Source organism: Pedobacter folensis, from assembly GCF_056490665.1.
Window position 1 is genome coordinate 194,090 of record NZ_JBWJIF010000006.1, and the last position, 26,645, is coordinate 220,734.

At 40.1% G+C, this 26,645-nt stretch carries 16 protein-coding genes; 4 read left to right on the forward strand and 12 right to left on the reverse strand.

Going from position 1 to position 26,645, the window contains the following annotated elements:
* Nucleotides 1-51: 51 nt before the first annotated feature.
* Entirely contained in the window at nt 52-510 is a 459-nt protein-coding gene (locus AC04QZ_RS24745) for an organic hydroperoxide resistance protein (protein WP_086545625.1), read from the forward strand.
* Between the two features lie 72 nt (nt 511-582).
* Here the strand turns inward: AC04QZ_RS24745 and AC04QZ_RS24750 are convergent, their stop codons facing one another.
* Nucleotides 583-1,050 (reverse strand): Lrp/AsnC family transcriptional regulator, encoded by a 468-nt coding sequence (locus AC04QZ_RS24750; RefSeq protein ID WP_478359883.1) that lies wholly within the window; start codon nt 1,048-1,050, stop codon nt 583-585.
* Between the two features lie 586 nt (nt 1,051-1,636).
* Between AC04QZ_RS24750 and AC04QZ_RS24755 the strand changes: the two genes are divergently transcribed.
* Both AC04QZ_RS24755 and AC04QZ_RS24760 read left to right on the forward strand, forming a co-directional pair.
* On the forward strand, nt 1,637-2,146 hold the full coding sequence (locus AC04QZ_RS24755; protein WP_478359884.1) for a hypothetical protein: 510 nt from the start codon (nt 1,637-1,639) through the stop codon (nt 2,144-2,146).
* Nucleotides 2,134-2,892 (forward strand): oxygenase MpaB family protein, encoded by a 759-nt coding sequence (locus tag AC04QZ_RS24760; protein ID WP_478359885.1) that lies wholly within the window; start codon nt 2,134-2,136, stop codon nt 2,890-2,892. The genes AC04QZ_RS24755 and AC04QZ_RS24760 overlap by 13 nt, the downstream gene beginning before the upstream one ends.
* Before the next feature lie 166 nt (nt 2,893-3,058).
* On the opposite strand, the gene AC04QZ_RS24765 is transcribed toward AC04QZ_RS24760, so the two are convergent.
* The 10 genes from AC04QZ_RS24765 to AC04QZ_RS24810 form a co-directional block, all read right to left on the reverse strand.
* Nucleotides 3,059-4,786, reverse strand: a complete 1,728-nt coding sequence (locus AC04QZ_RS24765) for a RagB/SusD family nutrient uptake outer membrane protein (protein ID WP_478359886.1) — start codon at nt 4,784-4,786, stop codon at nt 3,059-3,061.
* A 23-nt stretch (nt 4,787-4,809) separates the two neighbouring features.
* Nucleotides 4,810-8,043, reverse strand: coding sequence for a SusC/RagA family TonB-linked outer membrane protein (locus AC04QZ_RS24770; protein ID WP_478359887.1), 3,234 nt, complete (start codon nt 8,041-8,043; stop codon nt 4,810-4,812).
* 29 nt (nt 8,044-8,072) lie between these two features.
* Nucleotides 8,073-9,506, reverse strand: a complete 1,434-nt coding sequence (locus tag AC04QZ_RS24775) for a fasciclin domain-containing protein (protein ID WP_478359888.1) — start codon at nt 9,504-9,506, stop codon at nt 8,073-8,075.
* 32 nt (nt 9,507-9,538) lie between these two features.
* The gene (locus AC04QZ_RS24780) at nt 9,539-11,353 is read right to left on the reverse strand and encodes a fasciclin domain-containing protein (protein ID WP_478359889.1); all 1,815 of its coding nucleotides are present in this window, start codon (nt 11,351-11,353) and stop codon (nt 9,539-9,541) included.
* Nucleotides 11,354-11,363: 10 nt separating this feature from the next.
* Nucleotides 11,364-12,827 (reverse strand): RagB/SusD family nutrient uptake outer membrane protein, encoded by a 1,464-nt coding sequence (locus AC04QZ_RS24785; RefSeq protein ID WP_086545617.1) that lies wholly within the window; start codon nt 12,825-12,827, stop codon nt 11,364-11,366.
* Nucleotides 12,828-12,837: 10 nt separating this feature from the next.
* Nucleotides 12,838-16,086 carry a SusC/RagA family TonB-linked outer membrane protein gene (locus AC04QZ_RS24790; RefSeq protein WP_478359890.1) on the reverse strand — a complete coding sequence of 1,083 codons (3,249 nt, stop codon included), beginning with the start codon at nt 16,084-16,086 and terminating at the stop codon, nt 12,838-12,840.
* Between the two features lie 6 nt (nt 16,087-16,092).
* Nucleotides 16,093-18,282 carry a fasciclin domain-containing protein gene (locus AC04QZ_RS24795; RefSeq protein ID WP_478359891.1) on the reverse strand — a complete coding sequence of 730 codons (2,190 nt, stop codon included), beginning with the start codon at nt 18,280-18,282 and terminating at the stop codon, nt 16,093-16,095.
* A 484-nt stretch (nt 18,283-18,766) separates the two neighbouring features.
* Complete coding sequence (locus AC04QZ_RS24800) at nt 18,767-20,128, reverse strand: TolB-like translocation protein (RefSeq protein ID WP_478359892.1); 1,362 nt, start codon at nt 20,126-20,128, stop codon at nt 18,767-18,769.
* A 25-nt stretch (nt 20,129-20,153) separates the two neighbouring features.
* Nucleotides 20,154-21,536 carry a glycoside hydrolase family 88/105 protein gene (locus tag AC04QZ_RS24805; protein ID WP_478359893.1) on the reverse strand — a complete coding sequence of 461 codons (1,383 nt, stop codon included), beginning with the start codon at nt 21,534-21,536 and terminating at the stop codon, nt 20,154-20,156.
* A 760-nt stretch (nt 21,537-22,296) separates the two neighbouring features.
* Complete coding sequence (locus AC04QZ_RS24810) at nt 22,297-23,337, reverse strand: adenylate/guanylate cyclase domain-containing protein (RefSeq protein WP_478359894.1); 1,041 nt, start codon at nt 23,335-23,337, stop codon at nt 22,297-22,299.
* Between the two features lie 349 nt (nt 23,338-23,686).
* Between AC04QZ_RS24810 and AC04QZ_RS24815 the strand changes: the two genes are divergently transcribed.
* A complete protein-coding gene (locus tag AC04QZ_RS24815; protein WP_478359895.1) occupies nt 23,687-24,280 on the forward strand; it encodes a GIN domain-containing protein in 594 nt (197 codons plus the stop codon).
* Nucleotides 24,281-24,402: 122 nt separating this feature from the next.
* On the opposite strand, the gene AC04QZ_RS24820 is transcribed toward AC04QZ_RS24815, so the two are convergent.
* Nucleotides 24,403-26,601, reverse strand: a complete 2,199-nt coding sequence (locus AC04QZ_RS24820; protein WP_478359896.1) for a polysaccharide lyase family 8 super-sandwich domain-containing protein — start codon at nt 26,599-26,601, stop codon at nt 24,403-24,405.
* Nucleotides 26,602-26,645: the final 44 nt, after the last annotated feature.

Genomic DNA, 26,645 nt, shown 5'->3' on the forward strand with positions numbered 1-26,645 from the left:
AAAAACTATTCATCTTAAAAATTCAAATATTCACAATAAAATTTCAAAAAAATGGAAAATCAAAATGCAATTGAATCGACAAATACTTTAAATGTAGTTATCAACAAAGTACTTTATACCGGAAAAGTTCATGTAAGCGGTGGCCGTGAGGGCTTTGCCAAAAGTAGCGATGGTTTGCTTGATACCGCATTGTCATCTCCTGGCAGTGCAGGAAAAGGAACAAATCCTGAGCAGTTATTTGCTGCAGGCTGGGCTGCATGTTTTATTGGCGCAATGAAACATAATGCACCTCAACTTAAAATTGCCCTTCCAGCAGATGCGGCAATTGATGCAGAAGTTGATCTGGCTTTGGCCGACAGCGGCTTTAGCCTTCAGGCAAGATTAAATGTAATTTTACCCGGACTTACTTACGAAGAAGCCAAAACAGTAGTTGAAGCTGCGCACCAAACCTGCCCGTACTCTAAAGCTACCCGTGGCAATATCAATGTACAGATCAATGTAGCGATATAACCTGCACAAAGCAAAAAAGCACCCTGAATTAAAATCCAGGGTGCTTTTTAATTTATAAATTTAATGCTCTTGCTATACAGGTAAAGCGGTTTCGCGTTTTGCCTGCGTAATTACAAGCGAGCTGTTAAGTGTACCTATATTATCCAAACGCCCAAACTTATTAATCAGAAAATCGTTATAAGCGATCATATTTCTTGCTACAACCTTCAGCATAAAATCAAAACCTCCGGTAGTATGGTAACATTCCAGTACTTCATCGAGCTTGCTTACCTCCTGCTGAAATAACCTGAAGGTATTAACAGAATGGTTGGTAAGCTGAACCTGCAAATAAGATATCATGCAGTGCTCAAATTTATTTGGATCGATTAATGCCACTACCGAAGAAATGAATCCTAAACGTTCTAAGCGTTTTACACGTTCCTGAATGGGCGATTTTGACAAATGCAGCATTGCAGCCAGTTCCTTATAGGTTAGCCTTGCATCTTTTTGTAATAGTGTTAAAATATCTCTGTCTGTTTGGTCAGGGGTGTATAATTCCATTATAGTGGTTAGTCTATTTATCTCTTTTCTAGGCTTAGTTTATAATGAATATCCAAATATATAAATACTCTCTGTTAAACCCTTAAGCGGAGCACAAAAAAAGAACAAAATTTTGGCAAAAAGTATAATTAAAACTACCAACAGAATTAAATTCCGCAAAAAGCTATTCAACAGGACATTTTCCGTATTTACCAGCCACCTTCGTTTTAATTGTCAATGCGACAGATATTTGTTTAACGAATGAAACAACTGCGAGAAGCAGTGCGTTGATTTAGTTTAGTTAATGATACCAAGAGCGCCAGCGCGATGCCGGCGCTTTTGCTTTTTAAACTCCCTACCATTATCCTGTATAAATCTGCGATAAAAACCTCCAAAATCAAAATAATCTTTAAGCCTGGTCTTCTATTTCCAATCTTCTTACAGCAAGATAAATTCGTCACGTTGAAAAATCCGCATCATTTTTTTTTGGAATATTGAATTTTTAGTACTTACTTTGAAATACAAAGCACTTTACATAACATAGAAATATGAAGCAATTTATTCATCAGGCTTATCATAATTTGCAAATCAACCCTATAAATCAGAAATGATGAATACCGAAGAGCAAAAATTAAGGTTACATTCAAAAACATACGTCGGTATCATCATTACCGGACTGGCCATCAGCGGATTAACTGCATTTCCGTTAGAAACCGAAATGGCTTATCTGGTTAAGTACAGTGAAATTTTACCGATCAGCCTTCAAACCTGGCTTGGAGCTGTTTATCAAGCCCTTAAAGCGACCAATCTGCAGTATCCTTTTTTAAGTTATGGCACCGATTGGCTGGCATTTGCCCATATCATGCTGGCCATACTTTTTATCGGGCCATTAAAAGATCCTGTAAAAAACAAATGGGTAATCGACTTTGGTATGATCTGTTGTATCGCGATTATTCCATTGGCATTAATTGCCGGAAACATCCGTCAGATCCCTCTATTTTGGCAATTGATAGACTGTTCTTTTGGCATTTTCGGAATTGTCCCGTTAATATTATGCCGCATTAATATTAAAAAAATTGAAATATTAGCAGAACATTACGGATTATGGACTTTGTAGACAAACATTCTATCGTAAGGAAAATATGGGGCAATACAGATGTTATTCTTTTTATTTTCGCCGGTGCTGCAGCAGAATTTAGCCTGAATAAAGCTGTTGATTGGTTGTATTTTACGGGAAAACTGCCTAAAGATCCGTTGGGAAGATTATTTTCGACAGTGGCCTATGCTCAAAAAATCGTATTTTCTTCTGTAACCGAAGCAACTGCTGCAATAGATCAGATTACCAAAATCCATCAGCATGTTGAAGCCGGAAGAAACGCTAAAATTCCGGATTGGGCCTATAGAGATGTCCTTTTTATGCTGATTAGCTATTCCATCAGCGCTTTCGAAGTGCTGGAAAGAAAACTCACCTTAATAGAAAAAGAAGAAATATTTTCTACTTTCTATAAAGTTGGGCACCGCATGGAAATAAACGGACTTCCGGGCAATTTTGCAGCGTGGCAAATGATGCATGAGCAACAGCTACAGGAGAATTTAATCTACAGCTGCTTTTCTCATGATCTTTATGATCAGTACAAAAAACACCTGGGTTTTCTGAGATATTCATTAATGCGAAAAATACAAGCGCTGATCGTTCCGTTAAAAGTGAATGAATTACTTAAGCTGGGAAATGGAAAAGCAATTAAACCAGTGCTTACTTTATACAAAATAAGCCGGAAACTAAAGGTGAACAAACCTTTAAGAAACCTCATTCTTCCAGCAGCATACAAGGCACAGATTTTGGGCCTTGAAGCTGTTGAATAGCAAAAAGAATTGTATACGTCAATATAATTTTGTCATCCTGTCCAAAGGACTCCTATAGAGAGCCTGTCGAAGGGCCTGTTAATTACGCTTTGAGGGGTTTCGACAGGCTCAACATGACAGCATTTGAGGTGAAATCGTCATTATGATACAACTTCTTATTTATTTTCTATTTCCAGTCAAATGGGAGTACCCAATTGGCCGGATCCATTAATTTCTGTCTGGTAAGGCTGGCATTAGGATTACCTGCTTTTAAGAGTTTTTGATAAATGCGATCTGCTAAAAAAGCCGGGTTGTTCTGCCTGCGGGCAATCCGAACCAGATCTGGCCAGCGGTTACCTTCAAAAGCCAGCTCCAGTGCAGCCTCATCGATTAATTTACCTTCCAAGCCAACCATATCCGTCTGGTAACTAACATCAATTGCGGTTACTACTGCCCTTCCCCTAATGCCACAGTTACGGTACCAGGTACCTGAAACATCGTTATTTTTTCTGGCGTCGAAATAATACGGGGAGCTTTGCGGATAAGGCGTAATCATGGTATTTAACTCCGCTACAGAAACAGGTGCCTGTGCCCCAGCGGTAAATGTACCTACATAATAAGTATTTCTGATTCCTGTGTTTAACAATGCCCAGCCTAATTTGGTTTGTCCGTCTCTGTTGGCCGCCTCCGAAAAACGAAGGTGCAATAAAGGAGCCCTGTAAATGCCCCATTTGCCGCCATTATCGGTGAGTTTGGTAATTTCATCGCCCATGGCAGAAGCATTGAATGACAATTTACTTCTTGGATCGAAGGGAACACCACCGTAGGTCATCTGGCTATTCCAAAGGTCTTTTATGGCTTGTGATGGCTTAATCTGATAACTTTTTAATGGCGAACATAAGTCAATCATCGGATTTACAGGTTTAAATGCCGTATTGTAAGGCATAGACCAAAACCATTCTGAACTCCACGCACTTGATGTGGTTGGTAAGCCAAAAATAGCTCTCCAGCCTGCATCTAAACTATTGATTAAACTCGTAGGGTCTTGTCCGCTTCTGCTAAATAAGATGGCTAAATTGGCATAAGCCGGATCTCCGGAGTTATTGATCTTGTAAAAATTAAACCTAAAGTTATCATTCCCGTTATTGTTTTCGGCATTCATCAGTTTCGCATAATTTTCTGCTGCCTTGATGTAATTTCCTTTCCACAAATAAAGATCACCCAACAGAAAGGCTTTTGAAGCAAATAACTTTTGGGTACTGTTGGCATCAATGGTAACCAGCAAGGATGTTCCTGTCGGGTAAGCATAAGCTTCCTTATAAGGCAGGCTTTCGTTAAAGGCAATTAATTTATCCAATAGCTGGTCGAATGGTGTTTTCGGGTAATTGGTCAGGTTTTTTAAATCATCTACCGTTTCGATCGCATCGGTAATATAAGGTATGCTACCGTACTGGATGCCTAAATGCAGATAAATCCAGCTCCTTAATGTAGCAATATCAGAGTAACGTTTGTTGTAATCGTCCACACTCATCCGACGATCATCGACCATCATTTTAAAGTTTTTGAGCACATCGTTACAATTCACAATTACCTGATAATATGGTCTTGGATCAACATATTGATTGTTTTTTGTTTCGGTATGTGCTGATAGCTCCTGCAGATCGGTACTTGATTTCGAAGTAACATCCATTAAATCACCCCGGAGCTCGTTCTGAAGGATGTAGAGTTTTTCCAGTCCCAAAAACTGGCCATAAATACCTATAACCGCAGCATCTGCATCAGATACCGTTTTAAATGCATTTACACTATCCAGTTTATCTTCTGTTGGTACGTCGAGCATTTTTTTGCAAGACCAGGAACCTGCCGATAAAATACCCAATAACAAAAGGGATGCAATTTTTTTATTTAAGTTCATTTTCATGAGTATATCTTTCTTAATTATAATCCAACTCTAACACCTAGCTGAAAAGACCTGAACTGTGGCTCAAGCGTGGTATCTACGCCCTGACTAAATAAACTTCCGGAGTTGCTAAATTCTGGATCATAGCCTAAATAATTGGTTACGGTAAACAAGTTATTAGCGGTAGCATAAATTTTTGCGTACTTAATGGCTTTCAGTTTTAAAGGCACATTATAGGTTACATTAACCGTTCTCAAACGTAAATAAGCACCATCTTCTATCCAGCGATCAGAAAAACGGGCATTCCCAACCGGATCGCCATAAGTCGCTTTGGGTATTGTTGTAATTTGTCCATCACCTTTCCACCTGTTATTGATATTTGGAGTCTGGTTGTAATAAGTACTTCCGGATTCTAACTGTGACCTAGTATAATTATAAACATCATTACCACTTACAAAAGTGATTAAGGCATCTAAACTCCAGTTTTTGTAAGTGAAGGTATTATTAAAACTTCCGAACAAACCTGGATTTGGGTTCCCAATAACGGTGCGATCAGCATCATCAATGATCTTATCGCCATTACTATCGACAAACCTAACATCGCCACCCGTAAAAGGCACCAGCGCTCCTGAACTGTTGCGGCTAGATAAACCCAAGGCCGCAGCCTCTGCATTGGTTGCATACACGCCATTGGTTTTGTAACCATAAAACTGATTAGCCGACTGACCAACCTGACTGATATAAGCACCACCTGCATAACTGGTTATAACTGAATTTCCATCCGGTAAACTGGTCATTTTATTGCTCGATGTACCAATGGTTAAACCCGCATCCCATTTTAATTTTTCATTTAGAATCCGGCCGTTCAGGGCTAAATCTAAACCATTTGTTTGCATGCCGCCATTATTGCTGACAAAAGAAGCTGTACCGGTAACCACACTCAGCAATTGATAGCTTAACATATTTTTGGTGCTGTTTCGCCAATAATCTAAACTGATGTTTAAGCGTTCACTAAAAAAGGAACCATCTATACCCGTATTAAACTTGCGTACAGTTTCCCATTGCAGGTTCGGATTGGCAAAATTGCCGGTTACAATCCCCCTAATGCCCAATACATTCTGAGAGGTATAATATTTTCTGGCGGTATAATTCCCCACATCATCATTTCCAACTAAACCGTAACTCATTCTTAATTTCAAAAGGTCAACACGGTGTAAATTGCGCATAAATTGCTCCGAAGAAATCACCCAGGCAGCACCAATGGCGGGCAAAACAGCATAACGGCTTCCATTAATCCGCAACCCATCGTCGAAGTTTAAGAAACCCTGACCGGCTTTTGCGCCAAAACGTGAAGAACCATCAACAGCCATCGAAAAGTTAACCAGGTATTTATCGGCGTAACTATAATTGGCAGACAGGTAATTGTTTAGCGTACGCCATTTCCCAATATCACCACCAAAAGTTCTAAAAGCAGCATTACTGTTCCCAATGCTAATTAATTCGTCTGTTGCAGAGTTAAAACCCAAAGCATAATCCTGCTCACTTTCGCTCTGTGAGTAACGCGTACCTACTATTGCATGTAGCTTGCTGTATAAACCGAAAGACTGATCGTAAGTTAAACGCAAATCGTTAAACACATTAAAAAACCTTCCTACCTGTGTACCTAAACGGCTATCGCCCACATAATTGGAAAGCGTATCGTTGGTTACCCCTTTTCTTGGAATAAACAGTGTTTCCTGTGTTTTATCGTAAGTTACCCCACTTAGGTTAGATAATTTAAAGTTTTTGTTAAAAGTAAAATCAAAATTGATGTTACCATAAAACCGATAAGCCTTTTTCAAATTTTGTCCTTTTTCGATCAAGGCTCTTGGATTACTCACCTGTAAAGTATCATAATCGGCTAAATTAGGTGAAACGGCTCCTGCAGAATTTACTTCATTCCTGGCCATAAAAGGCGATTTAACCAAAGCTAAAAACAGCGGATTGGTTACCGGAGCAATGCCCTGGTCTTTTAAACGCTGCTCGGTATAGGTAAATGATAAACTGGTGCTTCCCTGCAATTTTTTAGTCAGGTTTAAATCGCTGTTAAAGCGTGTGCTGTATTTTAAGTTATCGGTACTATCAATCACGCCCCTGTCTCTGGCATAAGCGGCTGAAAGTGCATACTTGGCAATATTATCACCCCCGGTAACCTTTAAAAAATAATTCTGATCGAAACTGCTTTTTAATACTTCATTCTGCCAATTGGTTTCGTTGTGGTATTTAAAATAATCGGGATTCGCCGGACTATCGTTCATATATGGTTTTGCGGCAATAGCACTATTGCTCAATCCCTGACTTTTTAAGATATCTGAAAGGTATAACCTATAATCAGCAGCACCCATTACAGGCAGGTTTTTAGGTTTGAAATTAAAACCAGCATAGCCGGAGAAATCGATATTCGTGGCCAGATCGTGGGCACGGTTGGTGGTAATTAGTACCACTCCATTTGCCGCTTTTACGCCATAAGTTGCTGCCGAAGCTGCATCTTTAATAATACTGATGTTTTCAATATCCCTAACATCGATAAACTGGAGCGGGTTATTAACATGACCTTTAATGAGTGAAGTACCGTAGTTATTGGCGTCGAAAATCATTCCATCCACCACATATAAAGGCTGATTGGTGGCGTACAAAGAGTTAAACCCTCTGATGAGCACATCGGCACCTACCCCAGGTGTTCCTGAACGCCTGGTCACTTTAACACCTGCTGCCCTGCCCTGAATGTAACTCATTACACTTTCAGAATTGCTGGCCCAGTTGCCTTGCAAACTCACATTACTGATGGCAGGGATTGCCCTTGCCTGAGAAACGGTACCTAATGGGGTTAGCACCTCGTTGTAAACAGAGGTAAATGACAAAGGATAAAGTTTGGTTCTAATTTCTTTGTCTTTGTAAACGGGTAGCACCTTGGTTTGGAAACCATTACCTGAAATAATAATACTGGCTTTATAATCGGGTACAACTACAGTAAACCTTCCTTTTTCATCAGTAATGGCGGCATTAAAACCAGTAACGGTAATATTGATACCCACTAAAGGTTTATTGGTGTTTCCATCGAGTACAACTCCCCTTATTTTTTCGCCCTTAACGGCGCGGGCTTTTATTTTTACGGTAGTGGTATCTGTTTCGGTTTTCATCGAATCTACTTCCTGTGCCTGTGCCGCTAAGCCAAACACCAGTAAGCAAAGTAACATGCCCCAAACTTTTTTTATCGTTGTAAAATTATACATAGTATTTTTTTTGAAAGCAAGATTCATAATTAAGGTAAAACTGGTTCGAAGCGGAGATAATCCAGTATGAGTGTACTTACATTTACATTCGTACTGTTTGCAGCGGTTAACCTCACCTGAAAATTACCAAAGTCTGCAGGCGTATATTCTCCTAAATAGGTTTCGCCATAGGTTAAGGGATTTACCAAATGCGTATAAAATAAAGTATAACTTAAGGTGGTTGGATTATAAAAAAAGTAACGCTGCGTAAATGCCGCCACCTGCGGATCGCCGGGTAAACCAGAAATGGCCCTGGCATACACTTTATATTTGACCACCGGCAAATTGGCTTTGGTATAAAACACCCCAAATTCGGCATACTTATGGTCGTAAACCTCAATATCGTTAAAAGTTTTCCCTAAATTATCGAGTTTAGTACGGTATAAAATCGTTCGTGCAGCACTAAAAGACAGTGGTTTTTCCCCTTCGATTTTAAATTCCTGTACTTTATCCTTTAAACGGAAAGGCAGCGCATTAACCACATGCACCATTCCATTGCTGGCGCGGTACGAACGGACAATATTGGCCTTATTGATTGGCACCTTTACCCCTTTTAATGAAATAAGCGTATCTGGCAATTTTTCGATCGGAAACACGCCTTTTATCGTTAAATCTTTAACCAGGAAGAAAGAAGCATTTAAATTCGGATTAATACTTGGATAATAGCTGGAAAGTTTTGCTGATTCGGCCGTAAAAGCGGCATCCTGTAATATAAAATAAGTGTACTGCTGACTTTCGTCTCTCAGGTCGGCCACATTGACCCAGTACGTATTTCTGGATACCATGGGCGGATTTGGTGCAAAAATTGGATTACCCAATACATTATAACCAATTACAGTAGCGTTTGCGGTATCGATAACGGTAACGGATAGATTATTGATGTAATTTTTTTGCAAAGCACCATCCGTGCTGGTGAGCATATAATCCCAAATATTCTGTTTGGTTGGAACTGCCTGATCTACGGTATACAATACCCCATTTTTCACAAACTGGCCAGCACCGGCTACACTACCTTCTTCGAATTTCGTGCTGGTAAAAACACCAAACTTATTATTAAGCAATTTTAACCTGGTGGTATCGCCTATTTTGTTTAAGGGATAAGTAGATAATGCAATGTGGTTGGCTACAAAATCTTTCAATTTTGCGGGATCAGAAACAATTGCAGCATCTAAATTGGCTAAAGCCTGATTGGTTGGGGCCCAAACCGTATAATTTTGCGCACTGGCAAGCACTTTATCATAACCGGTTGTTTTAACATAACCGTTAAAAATGCTTACGTTGGCCTGAGCATCAAGCTTTTGCGCAAGATCTAAGCTGTTATCTACATTGGTAAGCTCGTTATGCAGTTCCAGGTTATCTTTACAGGAATACAAAACTGTAGTGATGCTGAGCAGGGCAACGTATATGATATATTTTCTAGTCATTATTTATAATTTTAGTTCTATGGCTCAATTCGTTATGGGCGTTTGTAAATCAGGCCCGACGGACTAAATCTTGGATAGTTCTGGTCATCATCAATTGGAATAAAGTGAATCATATCCATATTCATAATCCCACTTCCATTACCGCGCAGTGTTGTAAACCTTACCCAGTGTTTATCAGTAGTTTTAATATCGACCACACCAGCGAGTTTCCCGACCATAACCGACCATAAGTTATTTTGTGAGATGGGCTGTAAACCATTTACGCCATTGCTTACTTCAGCAGTTGTAGCCATATAGCGTTTAAAGCCATTGGTTAACATTAATCCATCTGCAGAAGGCAAAGCCGCATTGGCGGTAGGCACCCCGGAACTGGTTAATGTTTGTGCGAAATCGACCAGATTGGGTAGTAACTGCTCTTGAGGTGTACCCACATCTACCCCAACCTGTGTAAGTGGTCCAGAGCCATTGTAGGTATAACAGATCCAAACTTTGTATTTGCCTTTTACCAGCATAGGGGTTCTGATTTCCATCCAGATGGAACGTGCCGTATTACTGGTGGTTGGGTTAAATTGAATAACATCTCTATTGGCATAACTCCGCCCATCAGATGCACCTATCGGGGTTGACGACACGGCATAAACAGGGCCGATTGTGCCCGACCGGTAAGCATCTAGCCTGATGCCCGCGGTAATTAATTTTCCATTTTGCAAGAGCTGGATGGTTTGTCCGGGTGCACGCCAGGCTGCCAGTAATTTTAATTCCGGCTGATCGCCAATATCGAAGAAAACGCCTGTAGGTACCCTTGGTTTAATTTTGTAAAAACCTTTCGATTCGTGTAAAACCCCATTTGAGGTAGTCACATTACTAAACGTTCTGTTAACTTCTACTCCTGGTTCAATCACCCCATTAAATTCATCATCATTTAATAAAATTTTCGTTCCCAGTAATTTGGTGGTTATGATTTCACTCGGCACCAATGTTGCCAATGAAGGCGACGAAACAATATCAGGGGTATAACTTGCGCCTGTTGAAATATGATAAGCCACATACATCCACAAACTATCGGCATGGCTTTTCGGATTACCTGTTTTAGAAAGTTTGGCTTTTAAAGCGGCATAATTGTTAAAACCTGCGGCTTGTAATGCCGAATCGGATTCGAGAATTACGGTCTGAAAACGGCGTGTAGTATCAGGAATTACAGCTTGTACATAGTTTAACGAGTCGTAAAAACCGGTTTCTTTTAAGGCCTGGGTAAAAATGCTGTATCTGTTATTACCTTCAATGGTAGCAGCCAGTGTTTTAGTTGAAGGGATTAACACATGATCGATTACATGGATAATGCCATTCCCAACCCGAACGTTCGACTGGGTAATCAGCGCCTGTTTGTTGATAATAAAGCTACTTATACCATCTTTAAAAGTAACGCCCGTTTGCAGGTACTGACCATAAAGGGTAATCTGCGTTAACTTACCATCGGTAAATTTACCTGTGGCCACGGTATCTGGCAAAACGTGGAAACGAACAACATCTTTCAGCTCTGCAGCTGTTAATTGATCGACTGCTGTTTTATTCAAACTTTTTAACCAATTGTTCACTGCATTATTATCGGGGGTAAACATGGTGTATTTACCATATGCGGCCAAATAACCCTTTGTACCAGATCTTTCTAAGATTTGGGTAAACAAAGAAAATTTATCAGGATTTTTCTCCAGAAACCCGGTAATGTTAACATCATCGGTGGTGGTTAATGTTAAACTTTCTCTTTTACAGGCATTAATCATGAAGATTACAAATGCACTGAGTATAACCAAATAGGTAATTTTGCGGAGGTCTAATTTCACTTTCATATCACTTATTCTATTTAGTGTAAAATGGATTTTGTACAAGATTAGGATCGGTAAATAACTCGCTCTGATAAATTGGCAGGTAATGGCTATTGGGATCTCTAAATTTGGTAATGGCCGATTGCTGAAGCGTAGGCGATACGGTTTTTGCAGCAATATCTAACAGGATATCAATGCGGCTGTAGTTATTGCGTTTGGCATGGCGTAAAAGATCGAACCATCTTTTGCCTTCAAAAGCAAATTCTCTGGCACGTTCGGCCAAAATATAATCGCATAAAGCTTCAGGTTCTGAAGGATCTACAGTAGCTTTTGTGGCATTAACAGCATTACGTCTTAACCTCAGTTCATCAACCAGCGCCAAAGCTTCTGCACCACCCCCGGTTAAAGCCAAAGCTTCGGCTTTAATCATCATAATATCCGAATAACGGTAAGCCTGCCATTTTACATAAGATGGATTTTCGGTACCATATTTTTGGATGGTAAAAGCCGAATTGTAGTAAGAAGCCGCTCTGATATCATAGTTATTATCCGGATCAACATCATCTGCAATAAAAATTTCGGTGCTCAAAAACGGAGAGCCGATAAAACGTCGTCGGGTATTTACCAATAAATTATAAAAGGGGTTTTCAATCGCCTGATCAAATTCAAATATGGTTTCGATGGATGAACCTTTAAAAAACACATTATTGTACCAGCCAGCTGCACCAACCAGGGCAAACCGTTGCGAGCTGATGATTTTATTACACTCGGTAATACAATTCGGATAATCTTCCATCCACAGGTACACATCGGCTAACAAAGCATTTACGGTAAATTTGGTTACCCTACCTTTATCTAACCTTGTGCTGCCATAAGTGGTAACCGCGCCTTGTTCTGCTTTTTTTAAGTCGGCAACAATTTGTTTTAAAATATCAGCCTGTTTGGTTTTTGGCAGATCCTGTAAATCGGTATCTTTTACGGTAGCGGTTAATTTTAATGGTACATCTCTAAAAGTACGCAACAGGTAAAAATACATTAAGCTTCTTAGGGTAAGTGCTTCTGCCACGTAACCGTTTAATGCTGCATCGGTAAAAGTGGGGTCGGTACCTTTAACACCAGGAGCAAAATCGAGTACAGTATTGCAATAATTAATGGTACGGTAAAATGCTGCCCATTTTGCTGTGGTATTATCCTGGGTAATATTTACATTGATAATATCCGTTTCTTCGGTTGTAATGCTGGGCCCTCCCGCAATCATATCTGCCCTAAGCTCACCATACATAAACATGTATTCCAATAAAGATTTATCAGAAATACCCGGAGGCGGTGCCAGCAAAGAGGCATAACAGCCAGAAACTGCTGCTAATACATCTTCTTTCGTTTTCCAGAACTCCTGTCTGGTAATCCCATCTCTAGGTTGAAGATCGAGCCATTTGTTACAGGAGCTGCTCATCACCAGCATCAATAATAAACAAGTGCTATATATAATATTTTTCATCAGTTTTGAATTAAAAGTTAGCAGTTAAACCGAAAGTGATTGTCTTAATTGGCGGTGTGGTAGAATTATCGATCACCGTGTTCGACCCATTTAACTTAATTGGCACCTCAGGATCCTGACCCGTATACTTGGTAAATGTTAAAATATTCTGCACGGTAAGGTTGGTGGTAAGCGATTTCATCCCCAATCTCTTCATAAAGGTTTTGGCAAAGTCATATCTTAATACCACCGAGCTCAACCTTAAAAATGAGCCATCTTCAATGTACCGGTCGGAACCTAAAAAGTTATAACCCGTAGCATACATGGCCCTTGGCATGTCGGTAACATCTCCCTCTTTTTTCCACCGGCGCAAAACGGCAGTACTTTGGTTATTAAAGCCGTACATATTGGTGGTATTAATTTTAGTACCGTTAATAATGTCGTAACCGGTGCGGAAAGTGAAGTTAAAACCTAAACGAAGGTTTCCGTTGATGGTAAGGTTAGATCCAAATCCTCCTGTTAGTTTCGGGTTACCATTACCCAGGTACACAATATCTTTATAATCGATATTCCCGTCGTGGTTAATGTCTTCATACATGGCATCACCCGGCTGGAAAACATAATCGATAGACGGATAAGCAAAACGCATATAAATTTTATCGCCGTTCGGTCCAACAATCTGGTTTCCATTTTCATCCAATGCAACTGTTGCGTTTTTATCAGGATATACCCCTTTAAACTTGAAACCATAAAACGAACCGAAAGGATTATTTTCCTGCACAAATACCTTGTACACGTTGTTACTGGTTACTTTAGCCTTGTTCTCTCTTGGGTATAAAGGCGAAACCTCGCGGATGACGTTTTCGTTATGCGCAATATTGAAAGAGAGGTCTAATCTTATTTTTTTCTTTTTGATCACCGTGGCATTCAGGTTTACTTCCCAGCCCTGGTTATCCATGGTACCCACGTTCATATCAACACCGCCATAACCGTTATAACTCGCTACCTGTAAACCCGGATAAAACAGATCGGTAGTGCGTTTACGGTATAGATCGAAATCGATATTTAAGTTTTTAAAGAGGTTTAAGGTAATACCCAGATTGGATTGGGTAACGGTTTCCCACCTTAAATCGGTTAATTCCATATTGGTAGAATACACCCCGGCGTTATCCAGGTAACTGAAACCGTAATTCTGATAAATATTAAAGTAAGAATAATCGTTACGCGGAACGTTACCACTTTTACCATAACTGGCCCTTAAACTAAAATCGTCGACATATTTATTCGCCTTTTTCATAAAAGGTTCGCCGGATATCCGCCAGCGACCAGAAACTGAAGGGAAAAGACCGTATCGGTTAGCCGCACCGAACCTGGAATTACCATCGCCCCTGATACTACCATTGATGATGTAACGGTCTAAAAATTTGTATTGAACGTTAGCCAATAAACCTACCGACCGGGTTTGACCTAAAGATGAGGTTGCAGAACCGGTATAATTGGTACGGCTATCAACCGAAGGATCGGTTAAATAAGATGATGCCGTATTGGTTGCGAACAGGTACTGGCCTGTACGACGGCTATCTTCACTATCAAAACGTAAAAAGCCAATAATATCGTGTTTATCGTTCAGTTTGGGCGTGTAAGCCAAAGTCATGCTGGTGTTCATGGTAAAAGAATCGCCATCAGCATCTGAAGCCGTATTCACCACCGATTCGGTATAAGGACGGCCTGTTGCAATTTGAGGCAGGAAGGTTTTTACCTTGGTATTGTTAATATTCACCATAAAACTTCCATTCAGGCGTAACACACTTGGCAAAATTTCGTACTGCAAACTAAATTTGGGTGTGATACGCTCACCCAATTGGTGATTACTACCTGCCGATGCCATGGCCAATGGATTAAAAGTACCGGCATAAGCACCTTGTGCAGTTGCAGCAGGGCTGAAAAAGTTTGAAGTTAAATTGCCATATTCATCGTACTCATAAATACTTTGGTTAGGCATTTTGGTATAAGCAACATCTCGAACGCGGGTATTAAAAAGTCCGTTCTGGTCGATATGGGTATAAGAAATATCCGAACTAAACCTGATTTTATTCGACACCATATAATCTAAGTTTACCCTTGCCGAAACACGGTTTAAATCAGTACCAATGGTTGTACCCGTTTGGTTAAAATAGTTCACCGAAGCACGGTACCGGGCTTTTTCACCACCTCCTGAAATAGAGAGGTTATGGTCCTGCAGGTAACCTACCCTGGTAATGGCCGATAGCCAATCGGTATTGTTGCTGTAGTTGTAATAATTGTAGGGATCATTCGGATCGTACTGAAATTCTTTTGCATATTCTGAAGTAGAGAACTGGCGGCCTGCGTTATAATATTCTTCCAAAATAAGCGACGAATACTGGTTACCATCCAACATGGGGATGGGACTTGGCTGTTTAGAATACGAACCTTTAAAGTTATAAGAAATAGCCGGCGGACCAATCGAACCTCTTTTTGTGGTAATGATTAATACTCCGTTTGCTGCCCTCGATCCCCAAACAGCTGTAGCCGCAGCATCTTTTAGCACGCTAATTTCTTTAATATCAGATGGGGCAATATTTAATAACTGACCATAATTGTTCTCATCGGAAGTGGCAAAGTTAAAATCAGAAGGAATGGTAATATCATAAGGCATCCCATCCAATACGATTAAGGGATCGGTAGCACCATTGATGGAAGATGTACCACGGATGCGGATCTGCATCGGTGCACCCGGATCACCTGTACTAGCGGTAATATCAACACCTGCCATACGACCTTGCAAAGCCTGATCGATTGATGCCGACTGGAGGTCTTCAAGTTCTTTGGCATCGATGGTAACCGTAGCCGAAGTCTGGTCGCGTTTATCGATCGTCATTCCACTTCCGTTGCTCGTTTTAGCCCTCGAAACAATCTGAACTTCATCCATTTGATTATCAGACGCCTCCAACTGAAAATTGATCACGGCTTTATCGATATTCACCGGGGCCGAAGACTTATAACCGATGTAAGAAACCGAAATTCTATAAGTCTTATCTGCTACCGGTAAAGTGTAATTTCCGTCAATATCTGTCGAAACACCTTTAATTACCCTTTTGTCCTTATCAACAATTACAACAGATGCACCAATAATAGGCTGTTTATCTTTTTTATCAATAACCTTTCCCTTTACATAATTAATTTGTTGTGCATAGCTTAGGGATGATACCAACAAACAGCATAGTAAAATAAAAAAACTATAATTATATCTTTTAGTCATCTCGGTTTAGAATTGATATTTTAAATAAGAATTGATTTGGTGAATCACCGTTCTGTTAGATAATACGTTGCTCCTATCGGTTGTACCGAGCAAAACATTCACAGAAGTATTGGTTACATCTCTTAGTGTGAGTGTATTAGTGGTATTGGTGGATACCGTAACCTTGGCTGCATCACCCGAATCGTTTTTAAGCAAACTTTCAAAAGAGCCCGTTTTCTGTCCATCACTGGCTACCGTACCTTTAATAATGTGGTATTGGATAAATTTGGCTACCCGGCTAATGTCTGCGGCATCTGTTGGCGCATAGTTTGGCGTTCCGTTGGCTAATTTTGGTAATAACCCAGCGGTTACCGCAGCTTGTATAGCCGCATTTGTTGGAATAAAAACCGTGTAAGAAGTTCCATCTGTAACCCCCTGGATAGCGCCTGTTGCCGCAGTGTAAAGGGTCAGGTTATTTTTGAGATATTGAAAGAAGGAATAATAAGGATCGGTTGTTAAAGTTCCGTATTTTTCGATATGCTTGCTTACCGGAAGTACACTATACATCAGTACTTTGGCCGCATAAGCATCAGCACCATTAACTGCTGTGGCAACCGAATCGATCTTAATACTTTTATCGGCAACTGCTGGCAAATCTTCTGTCCCTGCTGAAGAGAAAAAACCATTATTGTACTTAATGTATTCGCCACCCGAAGTTTCTAAAATACCAGCTGTGGTGGCAAAATTTGGTACGGCACGATCGCCCAGCGGGATAATGTGCGTTTGCAACAACCGCCTTAAAACATTCAGGTCGCCCCTGATGGGTGATGAAGGATAAAAGGGATCGTATGAGAATCCTAAACTAACTAATGTGGCATCAGGAATGGGGATAACAATGTATCTTAAAGAGGCTGTTTTAATCGGAATGGCATAACCCAATACATCAAGCGCCTGTTTCATAATGTAATAGGTAGGATCTAAATTTACTTTCCCGTAAACGGTTGAAAATACGTTGGCATTTTGGGCCGCATTTACGCCGTAAAACAATCCGTTACTTAAAAACTGTTTGTCTACCACATTTGCAGGCGTAAGTTTAGTGGCCTCGCCTAAAAAGCTGTTAACCGTATTAAACTTGCTTGGCCATACGGTCGTTCTGTATAAATGGGAATTGATAAAATCCCTGATGATGTCTGACCGTAAAGAGAACAGCTCATTCAGCTGTGCTTTATAATTTCCGGGTTGTAACCTGTTTTTTGCATAATATTTTAACAGCACCTTTGCGTAAGCTTCTACCGCCTCATCAGTTGGTGCAAAAATGGTATACATACCTATCTGTGCATCGTTGGCGTCTTCTTTCAGATAATTTTCGTTGTTGGGCGAAAAACCAAGCAGTATGCTATAGTTTTTAGCGTAAACGTTATCGCTTTTTCCTGTTAACACCTGGTAGCGATGGGTAATGTCAGTATTTAAATTATAGCTTACATATTTATCTAAAAGGGATTTGAAAGCGCCATATTGTGCCTTAGTGCCAATATACTGATCGATGCTTTGTGGTGGGGTAAGTACCTTATCTACGATATGGATTACGCCATTTTCGGCCACAATATCCTGTTCGATAATTTTTCCAGGGCCAACATTTTTTCCGGTAAAGCTTGTATTGGGATAAAAATAGTTATAGTCTAGCGCACTAATGCCTGCAAAAGTGACGAAGGGTGTTAGAAAAAAGGGCAGGTTTTTATTATTGAAATCGGTTGATAAATAAGTTCCGTTACGGTTACCCGCAATTACCTTTATCGCTTTACCATCATTGTCTACGCCATCGTAAACAAAATCGTAATAAACAGTGCGTCGCCTGAAACCAACATTTTTAACGAAACCTTTTGATGTTAAGTTATCGCTTAAACGTTCTACCTTCTCTCCATCGTAAGTCATCGAATAACGTACAATTGCCGAAGCCAGTGTTGCATTGATTTCGGTTAAGTTATTTTCAGACATGTAGGTGGTAAAAGCCGCATCTGTTGGTGCAAAAACCGTCCACGAACCCGCCGTACTCAAGGTTTCTTTGTAGCCCGATTTATCTATACAATCTAAAAATCTGGTAAAATTTCCTTTGGCCTGGAGTTGTTGATAAATTGGATCGGCTAATGTTTCAGGACGGCCATAGAACTCATCAAATTCTTTTTTCCGGCAAGCGCTGAGAATGAATATAATCGTCAAATTAACGATTAAAAATTTTTGTAAAATTTTACTCATAGCAATTTCATTGGATAAACGGCCATTAAATACTGGGCAATAAAAAGCTATGGATCTAAATCAATTAGAAATTAAAAAATGCAAAAACTGACTTAAAGGGGTGAGTAGATTTTTACTGCATAGAATCGTATTAACGTTCGTTAATTAAATAGTTGGTTAAAAAGTTATTTGGTTAGTGAATTATTTCTTAAATATAAAAAGGTCGATCAAAACTCCCATCCTGTACTATCCTGTCTTTTTACTATAAAATATTATCATAAAAAGATTATATCCACCTACACTACACATAAATCGTTTTAAGTAGGACTGAGTGCCTTTAAAAAAAAATAAACAACAGCATTATTGGTCAAAAAAAATATGAAGAGTACAAGAAATAAGACAAAATACAAAGGTTATTATCCAATGGGCTGTGAAGTATTATCTAATGAAATGCTGCTGGGTTTTAAAGCTATTTGGTATTCATCCATGCTTCTGGTATGGCAATCACACAGATATTCATCGATCGGTTGTCTTTCGACAACATTGCAGACTGAATTTCGATTTTTTTACCATCCGGACTCATGGTGGGATGCGGATGATCTGCGGCGCTTTGTTTATGTCCTGCCGAGAGCAATTTCATTTCATGCGTTTTCCTGTTAATGAGATAAATGCTCCTCGAAAAATCGTCGCCAACCGCCCATTTACCATCTGGCGAACCGCTAACATGCCAAAGCCCGCTACCTGTTGGCGTTTGCCCTTCAATTCTCATTTCCCTTGTCCTTAAATTTACAATCGCCAGCCCGGTGGGTTTTTCTCGGGTACCTGATGGTCCCCAGCCATTTTCCTGCCCGGGATTAGCGCCGTTTACCCCGGTTTGCGGAGCAGATACAGCACCCGTTCCGGGTATAGGCCTGTGCCCCATAATGGCCATGGCTACCTCATCGCGCGAAATTACGGCCTCGTGGGTAACCCATTCATAATCAGCCTCCGGATATAGCGGCCGTAATCCCGTTCCATCAGCCATTACCGTCCAGGTTCTTTGCGGCGATTTCCCTCCGGTTTCCCAGCAAAAAACAATTTCGCCGGCAAGCCAGGGATTGGTTTGTATATGCCCTACCTGAAAAGGAACGGAAACTACATATTTGATTTCGCCGGTATATATATTCATCCCTGCAATACCCGCAGGACCAGCGCCCATTTTCCGTGGTCCGAAGTTCGGTTCCAGTTTAGTTCCTGCTACAAGATGTTTAGCCGCTTCTTCTTTACCCACCCTGAAATAAGCCCAGTTTTCGTCGCCATCAAGCGCCATATCGCCACCTGCAGCAATTTCTTCGGGCGTAGTTCCACAAATGCGCTCGTAAGTGGATAAGGATTTCATTTTGCCAGATTTACTATCTGCAAATACCTTCGCCAGATCTACCTCTACAATTTTCACTGCGCCGCCTGCGCGTTTATTCGAATCCACATTCCGCATAAAATAGAGCTTCATCGATTTTCTGGCCACATTCAACATTCCGGTATAACCACCTTCGGTCACCTGAACCAGGTCTCCTGTTTGCTCATTTACAGCCATTGCCTCGCCTTTAACCCTGCCCGACCGAAAAATGAGCCATTGCCCGTCAGCAGTCCACTGGTTATGCGTTTGGTAAATTTTCGAATCTCCGGCAGGCGTACTGGTTAGAAAAGTAAGTACAACACCTGTAACTGGATCTTTAAGCACTTTTCTTTCCGAAGGAAAACGTTTACCCATCTGTGCGTAACTAGGGGAGTAATTAAACACAAACATGCAGGTAAAAACGGTTAGGAGAAAGGAACAGGAGGTATATTTCATCGTTATTTAGATTAAAAGCGGTTTTCTATTTATACATCTGTACTGAACTATCGTTGATGACAAAAGGGTGCTGCTGTAGCAAACGATAAGTTTCTGCTCCTGCCAAAAGCACCGGGCCATAACTATGCGCAGCAAAAACATTTACAGGCCTGTAATAATAAAACGCTGGATCGAAGCCCATACCCGTGCCCACACAAGTACCTTCTACCTGGCCATTTGCATTTATTTTAGTACTCACCGCATTCCAGGCCAGCAGTGCCATGGGGCCATAAGCCTTAACATCAAGCCAGCCTTTGTTTACCGCACGGGCAATGCAATAGCTATAAATAGCAGTAGCTGAAGTTTCCAAATAAGAATCGTTACGATCTAAAAGCTGATGCCAAAAGCCTGTTCCATTCTGTAAAGCCGCCAAACCTTTTACATGTGCTTTTAACATTTTCAAAAGGTAAGGTCTGTCGGGATGGTTTGCAGGTAAAGCATCCAGCAATTCTATTTTGGTCATAAGTGCCCAGCCATTGGCCCTCCCCCAGTGAAACTGGGGATGAGGATCCATATCCTGAACCCAGCCATGCATATACAATCCTTTTTCGGGGTTAAACATCCGTTCTGCAAACAATCTGTATTGTTTCACCGCCTCATCAAAATATTTAGCTTCACCAGTTAACACGCCCATCTGGGCAATAGCCGGCAGGCTCATGTAGAGATCATCAAGCCATAAGGTATTGGGTTGTGGCCTGTTTCTGGCCAGTGTGCCGTCTTTCAAACGGAACTCTTTGGTCATGATATAATTTAAATAATGATCAATAACCGGACGGAGATCCGCATTTACCTCACCTGTTCGTTGCGCTTTGATCATTGCAGCCGCAATAGAACCTGCATCGTCCAATGCATGCGGATCTATTACCGAACGAACGGGCGTTACAGCCCCTTTATTTGTTTTTAAATACTTTTGATAAGCGGAAACAACGGCTGCCAAAAAATTGACGCGCTCAACCGTATAATCCTTAAATTTCCGATCTCCGGTGGCGGCAGCAGCCTCTAACATACCCGTATAGGTAACGCCCCACTCGTAACTCGTTAAACGGTAGTCTCCAGGCTTAAATATCGAACTGGAATCGGCTTTCTTTAAATCCGAAATCACCTTTCCCGAAACCTTATCGATCAGTTCGAAAGGAGTAGTTTTATCCAGATAGTTATAAACCCGATCAAGCGATACTTTAATATCTGCCATTTTTGTCTCGCCATAAGGTGTAACATAAGCTGGTTTCAGTAAATGTAGCGGCGTGGTAACATCATTACCTTTATGTTCAACATATTGTGCAAAAGCAGGCACAGAAGCGCATACCGCAGTAGAAAGGAATAATATTTTAAATCCTGAAGGTTTAATCAGATGGGTAAAAACAAACATAGTGGATGGCTTAAACTATATCATTATTCCCCAAACGGGAATAAAACATATATGGGTTTATAAATGGTTAATCAAGCCAATCTATAATAATTTAAAAAAAGAAGCGACCTGCTCTGTCCTGCTTCTTCCGTAAAGAAATTATTACGCTACGCACAAATGTTGATTTTTTTTCCCGCTCTTTGCCGCGGGGCATGGTACTTTGGAGCGCCAAAGTACCCAAAGCGCTTTGTCAATCCGGCAAGGTGGCTTCTCACTGCCCCAGGCTCATCAAAAAAACAGCGGCACTTCGTTTTGTGTTCAATACCTTTGAAAAGCTGAGAATCATGATTATTGAACACAAAACCACTGCGTTTAAGGTTTGATAGTGCTATTTGTTCTATTCTGCAGCTGTTTTTTTGATTTTTCTGCCACTTGGGATTGACGACGTTCTTCGACAAAGCCTGAACTTTATTAACGTTGGTTAGCAAAGTGCATAAGAAATTAAAGAAAAACGTTGTGTCTTAAGGGTAGGTCTGAAATTAGCAGGTTTTTAGGTACGGATTAAAATAAAAAAGGGTAAACATTCTTCATGCTCACCCTCTCCTTTGTTTAAAGTCATCACAAATTAAACAAATCCTACCTACATGAATGGATAGACAATTAATTCATGCTGCAACAAAAATAATACAATCCCGTTAAATTCGTTCATTGCAAATTGTAATCTGTTTGACAATAATCAAGAAACCTATTTGAAAGGGTTATATTTATGCTCCAGGGCAGCTTAAACAGGCTGAACAGCCACCAGCTGCATTTCTTTTTCCTTTCCGCGCAGTTTAATTGCACCTAATAACTGGGTGGTATAATGGTCGGTTAACTGGAGTTCTTCAACCAGCGCGATGGATACGAGCATTTCCTGGTTAAATTCCTTACACATATTCTGGATTCTTGAAGTGGTATTCAGCACATCGCCCGAATAGGTAATATCACGCTTTATAATTCCAACTTCACCTGCTATCACTTTTCCACAGTGAATACCGGCTTTAAAAGCTGGCAATAAACCATATTTTTCATGGTATTTATTCCTGAGCTGTAACAGATGCGCTTTAATATCAAAAAAACAATTGATGCATTTATTGTTCCTTAATCCTTCATCATAACGCCAGGCAATTACCACCTCGTCGCCTACATATTGGTATATTTCTCCCCTGTTTTCTAAAATAGGATTGGTAATATCGATGAAGATATCTTTTAGTAATTCATGGTATTTTTTATCGCCGAGACTTTCGGCAATGGAGGTGGATGAGTTTAAGTCGAGAAACATAAAAATCCGTGATTCTTCCTTAGGCGTATTGTACTTTCCCCTGATGATATCCCAGAAAATCCCTTGTCCAAATTTACTGTTTATCTGAAGCAGCAACTGCGTAATGGAAACCACAATGGCCCACACCAATCCGTTTTTCAAAAATCTTTTCGAATCGCCCAATTCATAGAGGCTCAGTAACTCGTTTACAATCAAAATCACGCATAAAAATGATCCGGCCACAATAAGAAGGGTATAACCGTAAGGCTTATCGTTATATTTTACATTTACAAAAAACACAAGCAAACTCCCTCCTAACAGCGCGCCAAAAAGGCCAATAACTGCATTGAGTAAAATAGAAGAAACTAAGGTATAACCAGGAACGGGCCCTAAAGAATTTCGAGTATGCAGCACAAGATCTTCAAAAACCGCAATTACCACCCCAGTCATCATCCAGGCCAGGATAATGATGAATAATTGTTGAAGTTTCTGCTGTGTTTGGCGATTGATTTTTACTGACATCGTGATTTTTATTCAAAATTACTGATTCAATATACCCTAAGGTTCTACTAAAATAATGAATATAATCTGATATGGCTGTGCTTAACGATTGAATAATACCCATAAAAAGATCTGAGCTTCATTCAGGTGCCTGTACATCAAAACTGTTCGCTCCCGCACAAGCACTGTTCGAAAATGAACATGCCGCAATCAGCATTAAATAAAAAAGATGCATTACAGCGCGCTTAAGCAGACATTTTCTTTTTGGCATCCGCTTGGTTAACCCTGAAACTGAAATACCGGTAAAGCTGATTTTTATTAGCACGCCATCATAAGCTCAACAAATTTTAACATTTAAATAAAAAACACCATGAAAACCTCAATTAAAACGCTAATCGCCATGGCATCTGCCGTAATTACCTTAACAGTTAGCTTTCCAAACCATTCAAGGGCGACAGAAAAAACAGAAACAGTGCTCAATAAGATTCAAAACTTCAGGAGGATTGTGATCAAGGGCAATGTTGAAGTGATGCTGGTGCAGCGGCCCGCCATCGGAATATCCTTTGCAGATGATAACGCTGGAAGTGTAAAAGTTATGCAGCAGGGCGAAGTGTTACGCATTACCGGCCTCAATAAAGAAACCTGTAAACTTATTATTTATGTAAACGACATCTACCGCATTGAGGCTGATCAAAACGCAGTAGTGAGAACAGAAGCAAAGCTTAGTACTAAATATCTCCAGATTATTCTTAAGGGAAATGCTTTTGCCGACATAAACAGCAGCAGTGAAGGTTTATATACTGAAATTCTCGACAATAGTACTTTAAAACTCAAAGGCAACACCAATCGCCATACACTGGTGATGGGTAAAGCACCAAATTTAACCATCGATCGTTTTGCTGCCACTGAAACAGAGGTCACCCAGGTGGGAACCGGGGAAGAAATTGCTGCGTTGGTTCTTTAGCTTGATTAAAAAAACTGGATTAATTAATTTAGAAAACAGTTGACGATCACTACTGGAAGGCCTAATGGATTCCAGTAGTGCTATCTGATAACCTAATATTATTATTTCAGATATAGAAAGTATTAAAGATGTTCGGAATTTACAACAATCGATACAGTCTGACCAGCATATTGCTTCAGCGGCAGATCTAAGTCAAACGTCTGCGTATCGCCCCCGCTTATCTTAAGGCTAACCTTCATTTTTTCATAAAGATGAGAAGGATCTGCAACATAAAGTTGATATTTTCCTTTCTCTATTTTTTTAAGCATTAAAATTGATGGAATATCTGTTGATAAATTAATTTCATCATCCTTAAAAGACATATTTCCCGCATAAAATACCATCTGCCATATCTTCAATTTATTATGATATACCGCCTGAAGCTTTTCGTTATTGAACTTGATTATAACATTTTTCTTTTCAAGGTAATGTTTCATTTCAATAGAATTTTTGATAGCCGGTACCAGGATATAGGCGTATTTCTCATTTTCAGGCCGAATACCATGCTGTAAGCTTAACTGAAAAACGGATTTCTGCTCTATCTTTTTATTAGCTTCCTCACCAGTCATACTCACCCCTGTCCAATCACTAATCCTGTTTTCAGCAGATAGATGCGCATTGCCACCTTGAGGAAACACATATCCTACATGATCATGCAATACCCATTCTACCTGATTTTTAAAAGTTAGGTTGATGCCTTTTTGATATCGGGTAACACGACTACCAGCGCATATGGTTAGTCCATTTCCAGAAAGCATTACCTGATTTAAAGTAGTGGCAACCGGATAAGGCAGGGTTGACTTGATACCTGCTCCTAAGCATACAATTTCATCATCAAACATAAACCAGGATTTTTTTGCTGACGTATATAGATCATTATCCATTACATAAGCGGTAGCTCCGTAGCTTGAATCAGACACTCCTCCTGAAAAGGAATGTGTTCCTCTCCTATCTCCTACACCTGGCGCCTTATCTTTAATGGTAGGCAAAGTATCTGGCAGTGTAGTGCCGGGTAGTTTGGTCCAATTCCATAGTGGAAATATATTGTAATATTCATTCCCTTTTAATTGAAGGTTCATGGTTCCTTCTGAGCCCCAAAATCCTTTCTGATTCTCCAGATTGCCAATCTCTTGTGAGTACTTTCTGTTTGAAACAGCATGTATCGACATCAAGTATGAAGGCCGGGTGTGCACCGTATAATCAGTATTCCAATAATGACGGTGGAAGGGTTCCACTTTGAAGAAAACAGGTTCTTCACCTTTCATCCTTTTTCTAATAGCACTATATTGTTCCTTTCCCTGTGGATCAATCCGCTCCAACTTTTCGAGATATGAAGAGTAGTCTTTTTGTATTGCACCAATACGCGAAATACCCCTACCCATCACATTCCAATCCATCCACTTCCCACGGATAACGCCAAATATTGATTCCAGTATAAATTTTCGAAATAGATCCAGTTTCTCACCTTTCAGCGCATACTTGGTTCCAAAAGTATAAGCAGCAGATTTAACCACGCTTGTCATAAACTCCACCCCATATCCACCATTGTACAGATACCCATAGTGCATATCGTAAGAAAGATCGTATTGAATTCCTTCTCCTGTGGTGTATTGAATGGGCAAGTAAGCCTCCTTCACCCCCACTTCTAACATTTTTTCATTCGCTAGCAAAGCACCTATAAATATCCAGCCCATCGCAATCTGGGCTTTATTGGCTCCAAAATTAAACCTGTGCATAGGGTTATTCCGTCCGATACTGGTAACGGAAGTATCTTTACAAATTACAGCCAGCGTATTTCTTTCCAACTCACCATCTAAGGGCGAATCGCCAAACCTCATATTGACAAGGCTTAAAGCTAAAGTTTGTGGACGCGTAATACCCTGCTGATACCAATTGTCACAATAAGGCAAAGGTTTATGATTAATGAAATAACTCAGGCTTTTATGTATGGCCTCCAAAATCTGTTTATTCTTATAATAACTACTTTTAGGAAATGAATAAGCTAATGTCATGGTCCTTATCCTTTCCAATACAGGTAACCAACCTGGCTTGATGCGTTTATGATCTGCATAATTTATAGATTCCCATTTTCCACTCTTTAGATTTAAACCTATCAGATTATCTTCCACCCGTTTATCCAGGCTTTTTATATCCTTTACGTCATCAATTTGCTCCTGATGAACCCGTTGTAATATGGTTTGGAATACGGATTGCGCTTTTGTATGGCTAAAAAAAGTTGAGCCGAGTATAAATAAGAAAACTAAAAAAACGGGCTTCTTCATATCGGCAAATATAAATTTTCGCTTGCTAATACCGAATTGGTAAA